The organism is Caballeronia sp. GACF4 (genome assembly GCF_023631025.1).
Classification (GTDB): Bacteria; Pseudomonadota; Gammaproteobacteria; order Burkholderiales; family Burkholderiaceae; genus Caballeronia.
On record NZ_JALQDW010000012.1, the window covers coordinates 1 to 13194 of the forward strand.

At 59.6% G+C, this 13194-nt stretch carries 19 protein-coding genes and 1 tRNA gene; 2 read left to right on the top strand and 18 right to left on the bottom strand.

The annotated features are described in order from the left end of the window. Positions 1-351, top strand: a 351-nt coding sequence (locus NCR40_RS11920; protein WP_250509552.1) for a hypothetical protein, incomplete at its 5' end; no start/stop codon positions are given. Here the strand turns inward: NCR40_RS11920 and NCR40_RS11925 are convergent. The 7 genes from NCR40_RS11925 to NCR40_RS11955 all read right to left on the bottom strand — a co-directional run bounded on the left by NCR40_RS11925 (position 317) and on the right by NCR40_RS11955 (position 5442). Continuing rightward, positions 317-392: transfer RNA gene (locus NCR40_RS11925), tRNA-Thr, on the bottom strand. The genes NCR40_RS11920 and NCR40_RS11925 overlap by 35 nt on opposite strands. Positions 393-410: 18 nt before the next feature. After that, complete coding sequence (locus NCR40_RS11930) at positions 411-920, bottom strand: ClpXP protease specificity-enhancing factor (RefSeq protein ID WP_250509553.1); 510 nt, start codon at positions 918-920, stop codon at positions 411-413. A 63-nt stretch (positions 921-983) separates the two neighbouring features. Further along, positions 984-1595, bottom strand: coding sequence for a glutathione S-transferase N-terminal domain-containing protein (locus NCR40_RS11935; RefSeq protein ID WP_008344155.1), 612 nt, complete (start codon positions 1593-1595; stop codon positions 984-986). Between the two features lie 91 nt (positions 1596-1686). Then, positions 1687-2445, bottom strand: a complete 759-nt coding sequence (locus NCR40_RS11940; RefSeq protein ID WP_250509554.1) for a cytochrome c1 — start codon at positions 2443-2445, stop codon at positions 1687-1689. A gap of 23 nt (positions 2446-2468) precedes the next feature. Then, positions 2469-3851 carry a cytochrome b gene (locus NCR40_RS11945; protein ID WP_250509555.1) on the bottom strand — a complete coding sequence of 461 codons (1383 nt, stop codon included), beginning with the start codon at positions 3849-3851 and terminating at the stop codon, positions 2469-2471. Then, entirely contained in the window at positions 3851-4480 is a 630-nt protein-coding gene (gene petA, locus NCR40_RS11950) for a ubiquinol-cytochrome c reductase iron-sulfur subunit (protein WP_250509556.1), read from the bottom strand. Before petA ends, NCR40_RS11945 begins: the two co-directional genes overlap by 1 nt. A gap of 215 nt (positions 4481-4695) precedes the next feature. Further along, entirely contained in the window at positions 4696-5442 is a 747-nt protein-coding gene (locus NCR40_RS11955) for a Nif3-like dinuclear metal center hexameric protein (protein ID WP_250465803.1), read from the bottom strand. Positions 5443-5462: 20 nt separating this feature from the next. Here NCR40_RS11955 and NCR40_RS11960 point away from each other — a divergent pair, with 20 nt between their 5' ends. After that, positions 5463-6686, top strand: a complete 1224-nt coding sequence (locus NCR40_RS11960) for a S1C family serine protease (protein ID WP_244826361.1) — start codon at positions 5463-5465, stop codon at positions 6684-6686. Positions 6687-6782: 96 nt separating this feature from the next. Here NCR40_RS11960 and tatC read toward each other — a convergent pair whose 3' ends face one another. The 11 genes from tatC to NCR40_RS12015 form a co-directional block, all read right to left on the bottom strand. After that, positions 6783-7559 carry a twin-arginine translocase subunit TatC gene (gene tatC, locus NCR40_RS11965; RefSeq protein WP_244826362.1) on the bottom strand — a complete coding sequence of 259 codons (777 nt, stop codon included), beginning with the start codon at positions 7557-7559 and terminating at the stop codon, positions 6783-6785. A 44-nt stretch (positions 7560-7603) separates the two neighbouring features. After that, positions 7604-8137: a Sec-independent protein translocase protein TatB gene (gene tatB, locus NCR40_RS11970; RefSeq protein WP_244826363.1), complete on the bottom strand. Its 534-nt coding sequence runs from the start codon at positions 8135-8137 to the stop codon at positions 7604-7606. A 36-nt stretch (positions 8138-8173) separates the two neighbouring features. Further along, on the bottom strand, positions 8174-8410 hold the full coding sequence (gene tatA, locus NCR40_RS11975) for a Sec-independent protein translocase subunit TatA (protein ID WP_250465805.1): 237 nt from the start codon (positions 8408-8410) through the stop codon (positions 8174-8176). A 156-nt stretch (positions 8411-8566) separates the two neighbouring features. Beyond that, positions 8567-8929, bottom strand: coding sequence for a histidine triad nucleotide-binding protein (locus NCR40_RS11980; RefSeq protein ID WP_250509557.1), 363 nt, complete (start codon positions 8927-8929; stop codon positions 8567-8569). 36 nt (positions 8930-8965) lie between these two features. Continuing rightward, positions 8966-9358: a DUF4870 family protein gene (locus NCR40_RS11985; protein WP_244826366.1), complete on the bottom strand. Its 393-nt coding sequence runs from the start codon at positions 9356-9358 to the stop codon at positions 8966-8968. 28 nt (positions 9359-9386) lie between these two features. Then, a complete protein-coding gene (locus tag NCR40_RS11990; protein ID WP_250509558.1) occupies positions 9387-9755 on the bottom strand; it encodes a phosphoribosyl-ATP diphosphatase in 369 nt (122 codons plus the stop codon). Further along, positions 9752-10156, bottom strand: coding sequence for a phosphoribosyl-AMP cyclohydrolase (gene hisI, locus NCR40_RS11995; RefSeq protein WP_244826368.1), 405 nt, complete (start codon positions 10154-10156; stop codon positions 9752-9754). The genes NCR40_RS11990 and hisI overlap by 4 nt, the downstream gene beginning before the upstream one ends. 2 nt (positions 10157-10158) lie before the next feature. Continuing rightward, entirely contained in the window at positions 10159-10932 is a 774-nt protein-coding gene (hisF, locus tag NCR40_RS12000; RefSeq protein ID WP_244826369.1) for an imidazole glycerol phosphate synthase subunit HisF, read from the bottom strand. An 86-nt stretch (positions 10933-11018) separates the two neighbouring features. Beyond that, positions 11019-11771 (bottom strand): 1-(5-phosphoribosyl)-5-[(5-phosphoribosylamino)methylideneamino]imidazole-4-carboxamide isomerase, encoded by a 753-nt coding sequence (gene hisA, locus NCR40_RS12005; protein WP_244826370.1) that lies wholly within the window; start codon positions 11769-11771, stop codon positions 11019-11021. Positions 11772-11889: 118 nt separating this feature from the next. Further along, positions 11890-12531 carry an imidazole glycerol phosphate synthase subunit HisH gene (gene hisH / locus NCR40_RS12010; RefSeq protein WP_250509559.1) on the bottom strand — a complete coding sequence of 214 codons (642 nt, stop codon included), beginning with the start codon at positions 12529-12531 and terminating at the stop codon, positions 11890-11892. After that, positions 12528-13148: a MarC family protein gene (locus NCR40_RS12015; RefSeq protein WP_244826372.1), complete on the bottom strand. Its 621-nt coding sequence runs from the start codon at positions 13146-13148 to the stop codon at positions 12528-12530. Before NCR40_RS12015 ends, hisH begins: the two co-directional genes overlap by 4 nt. Positions 13149-13194 lie beyond the last annotated feature (46 nt).

A 13194-nucleotide genomic window follows, 5' to 3' on the forward strand; every position in this document is an offset into this window, starting at 1 on the left:
CGCCCCAACCCCGAAAGGTCGGAACCGCTCGCGCCATCAAGTGCCCACACTTATCGGCTGTTAGTTTTTAAAGAGCACATTCGCCAAGACTTCCCGCCAAGCGCACCAAGCATTTTGCTCAGCACCGCTTCGTCTTGCGTCGCTGCATCTGCAGCAGAGAAACGAGATTATGTACGTCGTTTCAGTTACTGTCAACAAGAATTTGAAGCTTTTCTTATTGACTTGCCTTTCAGCTTCTTCAGACCACTACGGAACATACAACCCGCTCAAACCAAACGGGTCGTGCGGACATCGCACGACCCGTCGACGTTAGTCTTGGTGCCGGCTGCAGGACTCGAACCCGCCACCTGATGATTACAAATCAACTGCTCTACCAGATGAGCTAAGCCGGCGAAGGACGGAATTCTACTTCATTTGACGACTTTGAGGTGCGATCGCCCAGATGATTTTGAAGCATCGTCATCCGAGCTTGCCGAAACATCGTCGCTCGACGAAGTCCCGTCGGCGTCGGACAGTTCCTCTACCGCGTCTTCCACGATACTTTCGTCTCGCTCGACCGGATGCGGCGCGGTGCTCGCGCCCGACGCGTCGATAGCCGTTTGCGATGAAGGCTCGACCGGGAACGCCATTCCCTGCCCGTTCTCTCGTGCATAGATGGCCAGCACGTTCGTAACCTGCACTTCGATCTTGTGTGACTTACCCGAGAAACGCGCGCTGAATTCGATCCATTCGTTGCCCATCTGAAGCTGGCTCGTCGCCTCGAAACTGATGTTCAGCACGATTTCGTCGTTACGCACGAACTGACGCGGCACCCGCGTGGCGCCGTCGACCCGCACCGCGATGTGTGGGGTGAACCCGTTATCCGTGCACCACTCATAGAGCGCGCGCAGCAGATACGGCTTGGTGGAAATCTCTTGCATCAACTTTCCTCTACAGGAGCGCGGCGGGCGAAATCCGCGCCGCCGCGCTCCGATGCCCGCAAACTATCGACGCATCACCTTTTCGGAAGGCGTCAGCGCTTCAATATAGGCCGGACGGCTGAAAATGCGTTCGGCGTACTTCATCAACGGCGCAGCATTCTTCGACAACTCGATGCCGTAATGGTCCAGACGCCACAACAGCGGCGCGATGGCCACGTCGAGCATCGAGAATTCTTCGCCGAGCATGTACTTGTTCTTCAGGAAAATAGGCGCGAGCTGCGTAAGACGATCACGGATTGCACTGCGCGCCTTCTCGTGGTTCTTCTCGGCGGCTTTGCCCTTCTCGTTTTCGAGCGTGCCGACGTGCACGAACAATTCTTTCTCGAAGTTCAGCAGGAACAGGCGCGCGCGGGCGCGTTGCACCGGATCGGCCGGCATGAGCTGCGGATGCGGGAACCGTTCGTCGATATATTCGTTGATGATGTTCGATTCATACAGGATCAGGTCGCGCTCGACAAGGATCGGCACCTGACCGTATGGGTTCATGACCGCGATGTCTTCCGGCTTGTTGAACAGATCGACGTCGCGAATCTCGAAATCCATGCCCTTTTCGAACAACACCAGCCGGCAGCGCTGGGAGAACGGGCAAGTAGTGCCGGAATACAGAACCATCATGTCTTTAAAGTTCCTTCAGTAAACTCGAAAGGCCGGCCGCGACGCTTCCCGGGGAAACGCCGTCGTGCCGACCCACGCCTTCTAGGGCGCGCTATTTAATATCTTTCCAGTATGCCGCGTTCAGGCGCCATGCGAGGAAACTCAACAACGCCAGGAACAGCAGGACCCATACGCCGAGGCGCTTGCGAGTCTGCTGGGCGGGTTCGGACATCCACGAGAGGTACGAAACCAGATCGGCCACAGCATTATCATAATCCACGGAGGACATGGAACCCGGGCTAACCGGAGTGTAACCCACGAATCTCTTTACCTTTTCGCCGGTGTGCTCGTCGGTTTCGGTTTCGAATTTTGCATCGCGGATACCCTGCATCGTCCACAGCACGTGCGGCATGCCGACATTCTCATACACGCGATTGTTCCAGCCGGTCGGCCGCGCCGGATCGCGATAAAACCCCCGCAAGTACGTGTACAACCAGTCCTTGCCACGCGCCCGCGCTTCGACCGACAGGTCCGGCGGCGACGCGCCGAACCACGCTTTCGCGTCTTCCGGGCGCATTGCAATGGACATCGTGTTGCCGATTTTGTCTGTCGAAAACAGCAGATTTTCCTGAACGTCCTGTGGCGTGATGCCGAGGTCGGTCAGCCGGTTGTACCGCATCAGATTGGCGCTGTGGCAATTCAGGCAGTAGTTTACAAAGATTTGGGCGCCGTGCTGCAACGAAGCAAAATTGTCCGCGTTATCGGGCGCGCGGTCGAGCACCGCTTCTTCCTGCGCGTACGCCGGCGCACTCGCGCCAAACGCGAACATTGCCGCGCCGATGATTGCCAGGGAACCGAGCCATTTTTTCATTGTGTTTGTCTCCGGACGAGTGCTCAGTGAGGTTTGAAAGTCACTCGCTCGGGCGGCGTCTTGAATCTGCCGCGCGGCGTCCAGAACGGCATGCCGAGGAAAAACGCGAAGTAGATCAGCGCGCAGACCTGCGCGACCAGCGTCCCCACCGGTGACGGCGGCCTCGTTCCCAAGAAGCCCAGCACCAGGAACACGACCACGAAAATGCCGTAGAACACTTTATGGAAAAACGGCCGGTAGCGAATGGACCTCACCGGACTGCGATCGAGCCAGGGCAGGAAAAAGAGCGATACGACCGCCGTGCCCATGACCACCACGCCCCAGAATTTCGACTCCGTCAGCGCCATGAAGACGATCACCGCGAGCGAGAGCACCGGCAAGCCGATCCGCCATTTGCCGCGCGCGCGTAACAGCGCAAAGAGGCCAAGCAGCGCGATGATGACCATCAGCACGATCTTGAACGGATCGGTGGTGGCGCGAAGCATCGCGTAGAAAGCCGTGAAGTACCAGACTGGCGCGATTTCGGGCGGCGTCTGCAACGGATTGGCCGGCACGAAGTTATTCGCTTCCAAAAAGTAGCCACCCATCTCCGGCGCGAAGAAAATGATCGCCGCGAAGATCAGCAGGAAGACCGACACGCCCAGGAAGTCGTGCACCGAATAGTACGGATGGAACGGAATGCCATCGATAGGAATGCCGTTCGCGTCCTTCTTCGCCTTGATCTCGATGCCGTCTGGGTTGTTCGAGCCGACTTCGTGCAGCGCGACCAGATGCGCCACGACGAGGCCAATCAGCACGAGCGGAATCGCGATCACATGGAACGCGAAGAACCGGTTCAGCGTGACGTCCGACACGACGTAATCGCCGCGAATCCAGAGCGACAGATCCGGGCCGATGAAGGGAATCGCCGAGAACAGATTCACGATCACCTGCGCGCCCCAGAACGACATCTGCCCCCACGGCAGAAGATAGCCAAAGAACGCCTCGGCCATGAGGCACAGGAAAATCGCGCAGCCGAAAATCCACACCAGTTCGCGCGGCTTGCGATACGAGCCGTACATCAGCCCGCGAAACATGTGCAGATAGACGACGACGAAGAACATCGAAGCGCCTGTCGAATGCATGTAGCGAATGAGCCAGCCCCACGGCACCTCGCGCATGATGTATTCGACCGATGCGAACGCGAGCGTCGCATCGGGCTTGTAGTTCATGACGAGAAAGATGCCCGTGACGATCTGAAGCACGAGCACGAGCAGCGCGAGCGAGCCGAAGAAGTACCAGAAGTTGAAGTTCTTCGGCGCGTAGTACTCGGAAACGTGCTGCTTCCACGTCGCGGTGAGCGGAAAGCGCCGGTCGATCCAGCCGATCAAGCCCGTCGTCTCCACATCCTTGTCTGCGGTCGCCATTAAGCCTCTCCCTTTTCGTCCTTGCCGATCACGAGTTGCGTCGCGGAAGTGAACATGTACGGAGGCACGTCCAGATTCTGCGGCGCGGGCTTGTTCTTGAAGACGCGGCCCGCCATGTCGTAGGTCGAGCCGTGGCACGGGCAGAGAAAACCGCCGGGCCAGTTATCGGGAAGATTGGGTTGGGCGCCTTCGGTGAAACGCGGGGTCGGCGTGCAGCCCAGATGCGTGCACACGGCCACCGCCACGAAAATGTTCTTGTGATCGGAGCGGGAACGGAACTCGTTGTTGCAGTACTCCGGCAACGGCATCGAGAATTCCATCTTCGATTTCGGATCGGCCACTTCGGTGTCGGCCTTCTTGACGTCCGAAAGCATTTCGTCGGTGCGGTTGACGATCCATACAGGCTTGCCGCGCCACGCGACGGTCATCATTTCGCCGGGCTTGAGTCCGCTGATATCGACCTCGACCGGCGCGCCTGCCGCCTTCGCCTTTTCCGACGGAGCGAACGACCCCACAAACGGAATTACTGTTGCTACACCTCCGACACCACCTGCTACGGTCGTCGCTATCAGCCAGGTACGGCGGCTACCGTCAACGCGCCCATCGTGCTTATCGTCCTTGTCTCGCATCACACGCCCCACTTCTGAGTTGGATTTATACCGTCACATCAGTGTTCCGTCGCTAGTGTGCGCGAATGGAGTTGGCATTTACAAGGCCCGAATAGGAAAAATCACTCCAAGTGATTGTTCTTTCCGGGTTTTCCCGCACGTTTTCGCGCCATCTTGTGAAGCAATCATTTAAGGCAACTGCAAGGCCGATTAAAACGATAATCGGCGCAAAACATTTATACCGGATTGTCGATATCGATAAACACATGCTCGATGTCGAATTCTTCCGACAGGTGATTACCCAGCGCCTGGACGCCGTAGCGCTCGGTCGCGTGATGGCCCGCCGCGATGTAGGCCACGCCCGATTCCGCCGCAATGTGCATGGTCTGCTCGGATACTTCGCCGCTGACGTAGACATCCGCGCCCGCCGCGATGGCTTCTTCGAAGTATCCTTGCGCGCCGCCCGTGCACCACGCGACGCGCCGCAGTTCGCGATCTGAATCGCCGAATACGAGCGGCTTGCGGCCGAGCGCGTTTTCGACCGTTGCAGTGAAATGTTCGAGCGAAAGCGGCATGGTAAGCGGCGCGATCCACCCGAGATCCTGGCCTGCAAAACGGCCGTCCGCGATCAAGCCGAGGCGCGCGCCGAGCTGCGCGTTGTTGCCGAACTCCGGATGCGAATCGAGCGGCAAATGATAGGCAAACAGGTTGATATCGTTGGCGATAAGCGTGCGGATTCGCTGATACTTGCGTCCCGTCAACTGCGGCGCCTCATTGCGCCAGAAGTAGCCGTGATGCACGAGTACCGTGTCCGCGCCCCACTCGAGCGCGGCTTCGAGAAAGGCGAGCGAGGCCGTCACGCCGGTTGCGATCTTCTGAACTCGGCGCGCGCCTTCCACCTGTAGACCGTTCGGGCAATAGTCCTTGAAGCGGCCGATTTCCAGCAGATTGTTCAGATACAATTCGAGTTCGATCCGATCCATGAATTCCTCTATCCCTTCAAATGCTTAGACGCTTCTGGCTATTTTTTGCCCAAGCGGTCACCGTGATTTTGGCCCTGATGTTCATCATCGCGACCTTGAAACCGCAGTGGCTTCAACGTCAGGGCCAATTCGGCAAGCAACTCGCCGAACCAATAGTCGCGCTGCAGGAAGTGGCGCCGAGCATAGGCTCGCGACCGCTTCAATCTTCCTATGCCGAAGGCGCGCAAAAGGCCATGCCCGCTGTGGTCAACGTCTTTTCCAGCAAGGACGGCAATTTGCCGCCGGACCCGCGCGCCAAAGACCCGCTGTTCCGCTACTTCTTCGGCGATAAAAACAAGCGCAAGAGCGATGAGCCGCCAGCGTCGAATCTCGGCTCGGGTGTCATCGTCAGCTCGGAAGGTTACATTCTAACGAACCAGCATGTCGTCGATGGCGCCGATCAAATCGAAGTTGCGCTTGCCGACGGCCGCACGTCCAGCGCGAAGGTAATCGGCGTCGATCCGGAAACCGATCTTGCCGTGCTCAAGATCAACATGACGAATCTGCCGACCATCACGCTCGGCCGCATGGACCAAACGCGCGTCGGCGATGTCGTGCTGGCTATCGGCAATCCGTTCGGCGTCGGGCAGACGGTAACCATGGGCATTGTGAGCGCGCTCGGGCGCAATCACCTCGGCATCAACACGTTCGAAAACTTCATTCAGACCGACGCGGCAATCAACCCCGGCAACTCGGGCGGCGCGCTCGTCGACGTGAACGGCAATCTGCTCGGCATCAACACGGCGATTTATTCGCGCAGCGGCGGCTCACTGGGAATCGGCTTTGCGATCCCGGTGTCGACGGCGCGCAGCGTGCTGGAGAGCATCATCACGACGGGCACGGTCACGCGCGGCTGGATTGGCGTGGAGCCGCAGGACGTGACGCCGGAGATCGCGGAATCGTTCGGGCTCGACCAAAAATCTGGCGCCATCGTGGCCGGGGTGCTGCAAGGCGGCCCGGCGGACAAGGCAGGCATCAAGCCGGGCGACATTCTCGTGAGCATCAACGACGACACCATCACCGACACCACGCGCCTCCTGAACGTGGTCGCGCAGATCAAACCGGGCACGTCGGTGAAGGTTCATTTAATGCGCAAGAACAAGGAACTCGATATCAACGTGACTATCGGCAAGCGCCCGGCTCAACCGCGCGCGCCACAGTTACCGGAAGACGAGGACCAAGGAAACGATCAGGGCGACGAATAAACTCGGTTCTCCGTTGAAAACAAAAAGGCAGCTTCGGTAATCGAAGCTGCCTTTTTTGCGCATCCGACATTTCACTGCCGCGGCAATACGCCGCACCTACTCAGCCGTTGCCTCTTCGCTTTTAATTGGCTGCTTTCCAACCACCAGCCGCGCCGCAATAATCCCCGCTTCGTAAAGAATGATGAGCGGAATGGCCAGGATCAGCTGCGAGAAAACGTCTGGCGGGGTAACGACCGCCGAAATGACGAACGCGCCGACAATCACATACGGGCGAATCTGCTTGAGCTTCTGGATGGACACGACACCCATGCGCGCCAGCAACACAACGACGATCGGCACCTCGAACGTTACGCCGAATGCGAGGAACATCGTGAGCACGAAGCTCAGGTAGTTGTCGATATCCGTGGTCATCTCCGCGCCGAGCGGCGCGTTGTAATGCGCCATCACGCGAAAGATGGTCGGAAACACGACGAAATACGCGAAAGCCATGCCGCAAAGAAAGAGTGCGTAGCTGCTGAACACGAGCGGCGCGACGAGCTTCTTCTCGTGCTGATACAAACCCGGCGCCACGAACGCCCAAAGCTGATACAGCACAAGCGGCAGCGCGATGACGAAGGCGACGAGCATGGTCACCTTCATGGGCACGAAGAACGAGCCGGTCACGTCGGTGACGATCATCTTGCCGTCGGCCGGCAGGTTCTGCATTAGCGGCCGGGCCAGTAACTTGAAGATGTCCGGCGCCCAGTACACCAGCGATACGAACACCACGATAACCGAAGCGCCCGCTTTAATGATGCGGTCACGCAATTCGACCAGATGCGAAATGAACGTCTCTTCGACGGGCTCGTCTTTATTTTGTAGCGGGTCGCTCACGCCGGCCCTCGGTATGGATCATCGATGAAAGGAAGTGGCCCGGATCAAAAAAACCGGGTCGGGCGGCGCAAGGTTTCGGGCGTGTGGCGCGCAACGCGAGCCGCGCCAGATTGAACCCGCGTGCGGCGCAGATTCGTTCGCTTGTACCAGTTGGGGATGGCGCTTTGTTTGACGCGCCAGTTCTTGCGCGCGGCGCGGATGCCCGATGTGCGCATCCACGGTTTGTCCGTGACCGCCGCGCTGCCGCCGATCGCCTCGGCCTCTTCTCTCGCGACACTCGGCGACACGGACGTGCCCTGACTCCACGCGTCGTTCAATTCGGCTTCGTGGCGCTTCAGGTTGTCGTGAATCGACGTTTCGACGTTCGACGCAGCGGTTTCGAAGTCAGTGCGCATCTTCTTCAGCTCGTCGAGTTCCATCTCGCGCGCCACTTCGGATTTGACGTCGTTGATATAGCGCTGCGCGCGCCCGAATAGTGCGCCGGCCGTGCGCGCAACCCCGGGCAGGCGCTCAGGCCCGAGCACCACGAGCGCCACGACGCCGATCAGCGCCATCTTGGTCAGACCGAGATCGAGCATTGAAGAGTGAGTGAAAGATTGCGGTCGATGACCGGATTAGCGATAGTCGCCCGAACGGGTCTTGTCCTTCGCTTCCACGTCAACCGCACCGTTGCGCGGCAGCTCGCGCGGATCGGTGGTCGAAGCCGGCTGCTCACCATCGCGCATGCCTTCCTTGAAGCCCTTGACCGCGCCGCCCAAATCGCCACCGATGTTGCGCAGTTTCTTCGTGCCGAAGACGAGCGCCACGATCAAAAGGACGATCAACCAATGCCAAATGCTCAACGAACCCATGAATGAAAATTCTCCGTAATTCCGCCGCAACGGCTTTGTGCGAACGGAAGATCGGCCTTGCGGCCCGCGCCGAAAAAGTCACTTCGGCTATGAATACCGATTCTGCGCGTCCAATATTGCAATGGAAAGGCGTTTGCCGACAAAATTTGCGGTTTTTCAGCCCATCCGGCGCCACGGACGCTCTCCTGCCAGCAAATGCGCGTGGATGTGATAAACCTCCTGTCCACCGCCCGGCCCCGTGTTGATCACCGTCCGGAATCCCGTCTCGCCACCCGTGTAGGAGACGCCGAGATCTTTTGCCAGACGACCAACGAGACTTACCATTCTACCAAGCAGCGGCGCGTCGCTTTCCGTGCAGTGCGACAGCGTTTCGATGTGCTTCCGGGGAATGACGAGCACGTGAACCGGCGCGGCCGGATTGATGTCGTTGAAGGCGACGAACTCGTCGTCCTCATAGAGCTTCGTGCTTGGCAGTTGTCCTGACGCAATCTTGCAGAAAATGCAGTTGTCTTGGCTCATGAAATTCCCGTGTCTCCTGTTGCCAGGCGTTGCCGTTCAAAACCACGCGCGTGGGTCGAACGTTTTTCCTTCATAAAGATACAGCCAACCTTTGATGACGCGATAAAGCGTCCAGATGCCGACCGCGAAAAGAATCACGAAGCCGATCCCGACGAAAATGAGCGCCGCGCCGACCAGATGTCCGAGGACAGCCCACCAGAACGTGCGGATCTGCCAGGTGAAATGGGCTTCGTAAGGCGTTCCGACGGTATCGCCGCGTTTCAGATAATTGATGATGATCGCGACGAGCACGGTCAACCCGCCCGTCAGCCAATAGAGCGCGTAAAGCGCATACAAGACATGCGTGAGCGTCTTGAGGCTGCTCAGCCGCTGCGGGTCGAGCTGATTCTGATACACCGGCGGCGGGTACTGTTCGTGAGGCGTATTCACGGGGCCCTCCTTCGCAATGGGCGTCTCGTCAGCTGCCGTTTTGCTCGCGCTCGCGCGTTTTGCGCAGCGCTTTTTCTTCGATACCCGACAAACCTTCGCGCCGTTCCAACTCGGCGATCACGTCGGCGGGGCTCAGGTCGAAATGCGACAGCATCACGAGACAATGGAACCACAGGTCGGCGACTTCCCCGACGAGCGCTTTCGGCGCGCCGCCGTGACGCGCATCCTTCGCGGCAAGCACGACTTCCGTCGCTTCCTCGCCGATCTTCTTCAGGATCGCGTCGTCACCTTTATGAAAGAGTCGCGAAACGTAGGATTGTTCCGGATCGCCGCCTTTTCGACCGTCGATAACCGCGGCGAGGCGCAGCAGCGTGTCCTGCGTGGTGGCTTGCGTCATTTGTAAATACTTTCGGGGTCTTTCAGAACCGGCTCGACTGCGACCCACGCGCCGTCTTGCGCCGTTCCTTCGAATTTCTGGAAAAAGCAGGAATGACGGCCGGTGTGGCACGCGATCCCCGATACCTGTTCGACTTTGAGCAGCACGACGTCTTCGTCGCAATCGAGCCGCACCTCGTGCACATGCTGAACGTGCCCCGATTCCTCGCCCTTGAACCACAGGCGCTGACGCGAACGCGAAAAATAGACGGCGCGCTTCAGTTCGATGGTTTTGGCGAGCGCCTCGCGATTCATCCAGGCGAACATGAGCACGTCGTTGCTCGACGCTTCCTGCGCGATCACCGGCACGAGGCCGTTCGCGTCCCAGTTCACCTTGTCGAGCCAATCGGCTTGATCCGTCACCGTCAATTCCTCACCGAAATGCCTTGCTCGGCCATGAAGCGCTTGGCTTCGCCGACCGTGTGTTCGCCATAGTGAAAAATGCTCGCGGCCAGAACGGCGTCGGCGCGGCCTTCCGTGATGCCATCCGCCAGATGCTTGAGCGTACCGACGCCGCCCGAAGCGATCACCGGCACGGGCACGGCGTCCGACACGGCGCGCGTGAGCGCGAGGTCGAAGCCGGACTTGGTGCCGTCGCGATCCATGCTGGTCAGCAGAATTTCGCCCGCGCCGAATTCAGCCATCTTGCGCGCCCATTCGATAGCGTCGATGCCCGTTGCCTTGCGCCCGCCGTGCGTGAACACTTCCCAGCGCGGCGGCTCGCCATCGGCGGAAACGCGCTTGGCGTCGATGGCAACGACGATGCATTGCGAACCGTGCTTGTCGGATGCATCGCGTACGAGTTGCGGATTCGCCACCGCCGACGAATTCATGCTGATCTTGTCCGCGCCGGCGTTGAGCAGGCGCCGCACGTCTTCGACGGCGCGCACGCCGCCACCGACGGTCAGCGGAATGAACACCTGAGACGCGACCGATTCGATGATCGGCAAAATGAGGTCGCGCTGGTCGGAAGTCGCGGTGATGTCGAGGAACGTGAGTTCGTCCGCGCCTTGGTCGTCGTAGCGTCGCGCGATCTCCACGGGATCGCCCGCGTCGCGCAGTTCGACGAAGTTGACCCCTTTGACGACGCGCCCGGCGGTCACGTCGAGACAGGGGATGATGCGTTTAGCGAGAGCCATGTTCCGCCACTGCAGGTCCAAAACGAATGAAGGGCGGCAAGAGCCGCCGCCCGGCGTGCTGCAACGTGCTCGCGCCCGAAAGAGCCTCAGGCACCGTCCGCTTCGCGCAACGCATCCGCGCGAGTTTGCGCCGAAGTGAAGTCCAGGTCGCCGGAATAGATGGCGCGACCGCAGATCACGCCTTCGATGCCTTCGCCCTCGACTTCGCAGAGCGACTCGATGTCCGCGATGCTCGACAGTCCGCCGCTCGCGATCACCGGAATCTTCACGGCTTGCGCGAGCCGCACGGTGGCGTCGATATTGATGCCCTGAAGCATGCCGTCGCGCCCGATGTCCGTGTAGATGATCGACTCGCAGCCGTAGTCTTCGAACTTGCGCCCGAGATCCACTACTTCGTGGCCGGTCAGTTTGCTCCAGCCGTCGGTGGCGACTTTGCCGTCCTTGGCGTCGAGCCCGACGATGATATGCCCCCCGAACGCGCTGCACGCATCCTGCAGGAAGCCGGGATTCTTCACCGCCGCCGTGCCGATGATGACGAACGAGAGACCGTCGTCGAGATAGCGCTCGATGGTGTTCAGGTCGCGAATGCCGCCGCCTAGTTGCACGGGAATCTCGCTACCCACTTCGTCGATGATTGCGCGGATAGCGTCGCCGTTCCTCGGCTTGCCCGCGAAGGCGCCGTTCAGATCGACGAGGTGTAGTCTGCGCGCCCCTCGGTCGACCCAGTGCCGGGCCATTGCCGCCGGATCTTCTGAAAAAATGGTCGCCTGGTCCATATCGCCTTGTTTGAGGCGCACGCACTGACCGTCTTTGAGATCGATGGCCGGAATGAGCAGCATAGGTATCGCGTATTTTCTGGATTGAGTTGATCGAAACGGCCGCGCGTGAGGTCTCGGTGCCTTACAGCGGGCCGCTTCGCTAGTGTAGTACAAGTATTGCAACGCCCGGTTGCGCGCTTTACGGGTTCCAGTGAACGAAGTTGCGATACAGCCGCAAGCCCGCGTCGGCGCTCTTCTCGGGGTGGAATTGCGTGGCGAAGATGTTGTCGCGCGCCACCGCCGATGTGAACGCGGAACCATAAACGGTTTCGCCCGAAGTGTGCGCCGGGTTGTCCGGCACGACGTAGTAACTATGCACGAAGTAGAAGAACGCGCCATCCGCCACGCCGTCCCACACCGGATGCGCTTGCGTCTGATGCACGCGGTTCCAGCCCATTTGCGGCACCTTGAAGCGCGAGCCGTCGTCCTGCAACTGGCCTTCGAGTTGAAAGCGCACGACCTTGCCGGGGAAAAGCCCGAGGCCCTTCGTGTCGCCTTCTTCGCTCCAGTCGAACAGCATCTGTTCGCCGACGCAAACGCCGAGCATCGGCTTGTTGCGCGACGCTTCGATCACCGCATCCTGCAAGCCCGACGCGCCCAGATGGCCCATGCAATCGCGCATCGCGCCTTGACCCGGCAGCACGATACGATCCGCCGCGCGAATGGCCTCGGGCTGATCGACGATCGCCACGTCGGCGTCGGGCGCGGCCTTCTTAAGCGCCTGATACACCGAGCGCAGGTTGCCCATTCCGTAATCAACAATCGCTATCGAAGTTTTCATTTTAAAGATGGCATCAAGGCCTTCAACCCGTTGACGATGAACTCCACCGCCAGCGCGGACAACATCAAACCCATGAGACGTGTGCCGATATTGATACCCGTGCGCCCGACCCAGCGCGCGATCGGCTCGGCCAGATTCAACGCGCCGAAACACAACGCCGCGATGATCGCGCCCAGCACGACGAGCCCGAAGCGGTCGTACCAGTGCTGCGCATTTGCAGCATAGACGATCACGGTGCTAATCGATCCCGGCCCGGTGAGCAGCGGAATCGCGAGCGGCACAACGGCAACGCTATTGCGCTCCTCGGCTTCCATGCGCTCTTCGACGGTCGAGCGCGCGTTGCCGACTTGCGCGTTCAACATGCTGATCGCCATGAGCAGCATGATGATCCCGCCGCCGACTTCGAACGAGCCGACCGAAATGCCGAAGAACGCGATGATCTGCTGCCCGAGCAGCGCGGTGATCGCGATTACGCAGAACACCGAGATCGATGCCACGCGGATGGTATTGCGCTTTTCGAGATCGGATTGTTGCGCGGTCAGGCTAAGAAAAAACGGTATCGCGCCGACCGGATTGATCAGCGCGAGCAAGGATATGAACGACTTGAAGAGATCCATCGCGGGCGAGCCTTTCGTGCGCGACGCATTGCTGCGTCGCTTGGAA

What these genes read in the sequence shown, in the direction of transcription:
- NCR40_RS11930 (WP_250509553.1), bottom strand. Translation starts at nt 920, where the DNA reads ATGCAAGAGATTTCCACCAAGCCGTATCTGCTGCGCGCGCTCTATGAG.
- NCR40_RS11935 (WP_008344155.1), bottom strand. Translation starts at nt 1,595, where the DNA reads ATGATGGTTCTGTATTCCGGCACTACTTGCCCGTTCTCCCAGCGCTGC.
- NCR40_RS11940 (WP_250509554.1), bottom strand. Translation starts at nt 2,445, where the DNA reads ATGAAAAAATGGCTCGGTTCCCTGGCAATCATCGGCGCGGCAATGTTC.
- NCR40_RS11945 (WP_250509555.1), bottom strand. Translation starts at nt 3,851, where the DNA reads ATGGCGACCGCAGACAAGGATGTGGAGACGACGGGCTTGATCGGCTGG.
- petA (WP_250509556.1), bottom strand. Translation starts at nt 4,480, where the DNA reads ATGCGAGACAAGGACGATAAGCACGATGGGCGCGTTGACGGTAGCCGC.
- NCR40_RS11955 (WP_250465803.1), bottom strand. Translation starts at nt 5,442, where the DNA reads ATGGATCGGATCGAACTCGAATTGTATCTGAACAATCTGCTGGAAATC.
- NCR40_RS11960 (WP_244826361.1), top strand. Translation starts at nt 5,463, where the DNA reads ATGCTTAGACGCTTCTGGCTATTTTTTGCCCAAGCGGTCACCGTGATT.
- tatB (WP_244826363.1), bottom strand. Translation starts at nt 8,137, where the DNA reads ATGCTCGATCTCGGTCTGACCAAGATGGCGCTGATCGGCGTCGTGGCG.
- tatA (WP_250465805.1), bottom strand. Translation starts at nt 8,410, where the DNA reads ATGGGTTCGTTGAGCATTTGGCATTGGTTGATCGTCCTTTTGATCGTG.
- NCR40_RS11980 (WP_250509557.1), bottom strand. Translation starts at nt 8,929, where the DNA reads ATGAGCCAAGACAACTGCATTTTCTGCAAGATTGCGTCAGGACAACTG.
- NCR40_RS11990 (WP_250509558.1), bottom strand. Translation starts at nt 9,755, where the DNA reads ATGACGCAAGCCACCACGCAGGACACGCTGCTGCGCCTCGCCGCGGTT.
- hisF (WP_244826369.1), bottom strand. Translation starts at nt 10,932, where the DNA reads ATGGCTCTCGCTAAACGCATCATCCCCTGTCTCGACGTGACCGCCGGG.
- hisA (WP_244826370.1), bottom strand. Translation starts at nt 11,771, where the DNA reads ATGCTGCTCATTCCGGCCATCGATCTCAAAGACGGTCAGTGCGTGCGC.
- hisH (WP_250509559.1), bottom strand. Translation starts at nt 12,531, where the DNA reads ATGAAAACTTCGATAGCGATTGTTGATTACGGAATGGGCAACCTGCGC.
- NCR40_RS12015 (WP_244826372.1), bottom strand. Translation starts at nt 13,148, where the DNA reads ATGGATCTCTTCAAGTCGTTCATATCCTTGCTCGCGCTGATCAATCCG.